Origin of the sequence: Mycobacterium sp., from assembly GCF_032162105.1 — a bacterium.
Classification (GTDB): Bacteria; Actinomycetota; Actinomycetes; order Mycobacteriales; family Mycobacteriaceae; genus Mycobacterium.
In genome coordinates this window covers 1-3,265 of sequence record NZ_JAVRPS010000111.1, presented here as the reverse complement: position 1 = coordinate 3,265, position 3,265 = coordinate 1, and the positions used below count along the sequence as shown (strand labels likewise).

The 3,265-nt window shown below is 65.3% G+C and carries 3 protein-coding genes; 2 read left to right on the top strand and 1 reads right to left on the bottom strand.

The features are described from left to right. Positions 1 to 253 precede the first annotated feature (253 nt). Positions 254 to 1,693: a 30S ribosomal protein S1 gene (gene rpsA, locus QOC69_RS05405; protein WP_526437139.1), complete on the top strand. Its 1,440-nt coding sequence runs from the start codon at positions 254 to 256 to the stop codon at positions 1,691 to 1,693. 12 nt (positions 1,694 to 1,705) lie between these two features. Then, positions 1,706 to 2,932: a dephospho-CoA kinase gene (gene coaE / locus QOC69_RS05400; protein WP_526437137.1), complete on the top strand. Its 1,227-nt coding sequence runs from the start codon at positions 1,706 to 1,708 to the stop codon at positions 2,930 to 2,932. 50 nt (positions 2,933 to 2,982) lie between these two features. Here coaE and QOC69_RS05395 read toward each other — a convergent pair. After that, positions 2,983 to 3,265, bottom strand: a 283-nt coding sequence (locus QOC69_RS05395; RefSeq protein ID WP_526437135.1) for a DNA polymerase ligase N-terminal domain-containing protein, incomplete at its 5' end; no start/stop codon positions are given.

Genomic DNA, 3,265 nt, shown 5'->3' with positions numbered 1-3,265 from the left:
TGGGATACCGCCGCGCATTAGCGGCCGATTCCGTCTTGAGCGAACACGCGGCAACTATTTCGGTGAATTTTCGGCGGTGATTTGACGGTCCGCCCAGATGGGGCGAGTTTGGCCAGCGTGTACACAGTCGAGTAGCCTCGACAGGTAGCCCGGCGACAATGCAGAGCGCGCAGCGCGATGCCGAGGAGCCAGGCAATCGAACACAACCCGCTTTATCCCTACGACCCCAACCTGTCCGGAGCAACCCAACAATATGCCGAGTCCCACCGTCACCTCGCCGCAAGTAGCCGTCAACGACATTGGCTCGAGCGAGGACTTTCTCGCCGCCATCGATAAAACAATCAAGTACTTCAACGATGGCGACATCGTCGAAGGGACAATCGTCAAGGTTGACCGGGACGAGGTCCTGCTCGACATCGGCTACAAAACCGAAGGGGTCATCCCCTCCCGCGAACTGTCCATCAAGCACGACGTCGACCCCAACGAGGTCGTTTCCGTGGGTGATGAGGTCGAAGCTCTTGTCCTCACCAAGGAGGACAAAGAGGGCCGGCTGATCCTGTCCAAGAAGCGCGCCCAGTACGAGCGCGCCTGGGGGACCATCGAGGAGCTCAAGGAGAAGGACGAGGCCGTCAAGGGCACCGTCATCGAGGTCGTCAAGGGTGGTTTGATCCTCGACATCGGATTGCGCGGCTTCCTGCCCGCCTCGCTGGTGGAGATGCGCCGGGTCCGCGACCTGCAGCCCTACATCGGCAAAGAGATCGAAGCCAAGATCATCGAGCTGGACAAGAACCGCAACAACGTGGTGCTGTCGCGGCGCGCCTGGCTGGAGCAGACCCAGTCCGAGGTGCGCAGCGAGTTCCTCAACCAGCTGCAGAAGGGCGCCATCCGCAAGGGTGTGGTGTCCTCGATCGTCAACTTCGGCGCATTCGTCGATCTCGGCGGTGTCGACGGCCTGGTGCACGTCTCCGAGCTGTCTTGGAAGCACATCGACCACCCGTCCGAGGTGGTCACGGTGGGCGACGAGGTCACTGTCGAGGTGCTCGACGTCGACATGGACCGCGAGCGCGTTTCGTTGTCGCTCAAGGCGACTCAGGAAGACCCGTGGCGCCACTTCGCCCGCACCCACGCCATCGGCCAGATCGTGCCGGGCAAGGTCACCAAGCTGGTGCCGTTCGGTGCGTTCGTCCGCGTCGAAGAGGGCATCGAAGGCCTGGTGCACATCTCCGAGTTGGCTGAGCGCCACGTCGAGGTGCCGGACCAGGTGGTCGCCGTCGGTGACGACGCGATGGTCAAGGTCATCGACATCGACCTGGAGCGTCGCCGCATCTCGCTGAGCCTCAAGCAGGCCAACGAGGACTACACCGAGGAGTTCGACCCGGCCAAGTACGGCATGGCCGACAGCTACGACGAACAGGGCAACTACATCTTCCCCGAAGGCTTCGACGCCGAAACCAACGAATGGCTCGAAGGTTTCGACGGTCAGCGCACCGAGTGGGAGGCCCGCTACGCCGAGGCCGAGCGGCGGCACAAGATGCACACCACGCAGATGGAGAAGTTCGCCGAGGCCGAAGCCGCCGCTGCCGAGCGCCCGCAGGCCAACGGCTCGTCGGGCGACGACCAGCCGAGCGGCGGCTCGCTGGCCAGTGATGCGCAACTCGCCGCCCTGCGGGAGAAGCTCGCGGGCAGCGCCTAGCTCTCACACCGGATGCTTCGCATCGGTCTGACCGGCGGTATCGGGGCCGGCAAGTCGACTGTGTCCGCGACGTTTTCGCAGCGCGGCGGGGTCATTGTCGACGGTGACGTGATCTCTCGCGAGGTGGTCGAGCCCGGCACCGAAGGATTGGCCGCCCTCGTCGACGCGTTCGGCGACGACATTCTGCTGGCAGACGGTGCATTGGACCGACCGGCCTTGGCGGCCAAGGCATTCAGCAGCGATGAAAGCCGCAAAACCCTCAATGGCATCGTTCATCCCCTGGTCGGCAAGAGGCGCTCCGAGATCATCGCCGCCGTCCCGGAGGACTCCGTGGTGGTGGAGGACATCCCGCTGCTGGTCGAGTCCGGGATGGCGCCGCTGTTCCCACTGGTCGTCGTGGTGTACGCCGATGCCGAACTGCGGGTGAAGCGACTGGTCGAACACCGCGGCATGACCGAGGCCGACGCCCGCGCCCGCATCGCCGCGCAGGCCGACGACGCGCAACGCCGCGCCGTCGCCGATGTCTGGCTGGACAATTCGGGTTCTTCCGAGGCGCTTGTCGAGCGTGCTCGTGAGGTGTGGGATCAGCGCATCACGCCGTTCGCGCGCAACGTCAGCGCACGCGAGGTTGTCCGTCCACCGGCGCGACTGGCGCCAGCCGATCCGACCTGGCCCGACCAGGCGCGGCGCATCGTCGCCCGCCTGAAGACCGCCTGCGGGGCAAAGGCGTTGCGCGTCGACCACATCGGCTCGACCGCGGTGCCGGGGCTGGACGCCAAGGACGCCATCGACGTTCAGGTCACCGTCGAATCACTCTCGGCGGCAGACGAACTCGGCGCGGCTCTGCTGTCCGCCGGTTACCCGCGCATCGAACACATCACCGCCGACGTCGGCAAACCCGACGCCCGAAGCACCGTCGCACGCTACGACCACAGTGACGAGACGGCTCTGTGGCAGAAGCGGGTTCATGGATCAGCCGATCCCGGTCGGCCGGCGTACGTCCACCTCCGCGTCGATGGGTGGCCCAATCAGCAGTTCGCCCTGCTGTTCGTCGACTGGCTGGTGGCCAATCCCGATGTGCGGGAAGAATATCTGACCGTCAAGCGCAACGCCGAACACGCGGCGGCGCCTGACGAAGACATCGCGGCATACGTCGCCGCCAAGGAACCCTGGTTTCTCGATGCCTACCGCAGGGCGTGGGCCTGGGCGGACACATCAGGCTGGCGGCCTACGGATTAGGCAGCGGCGCGCCGCCGGACAGCACGCCGTTCATCGGTTGCCGGCGACCGCTACTCCGGTCGGCTTCGGACCGGGTTGCCCTCGGCCTCGGCGCCGCCATCTTGGCGCTTGAGCAGCAGCCACGTCTCGTCCTCACCCTCGCGGACCAGGGTGAGTGCATAGCCGCCGTGCAATTCTTTGCCGTGGAGATGAAATGACAGGTGGCCGCGCCCGAGGCATTTGGTCATCTCATGGTCGGTCTTGTTGGCGTAAGTGCCGCGATCCCAGACGATCACGTCGCCACCGCCGTACTCACCGTCGGGGATCTCCTCGACCGTGGCGTATTCCAGCGGG

Coding starts and splice junctions, on each gene's coding strand:
- rpsA (WP_526437139.1), top strand. CDS start 254: ATGCCGAGTCCCACCGTCACCTCGCCGCAAGTAGCCGTCAACGACATT.
- coaE (WP_526437137.1), top strand. CDS start 1,706: ATGCTTCGCATCGGTCTGACCGGCGGTATCGGGGCCGGCAAGTCGACT.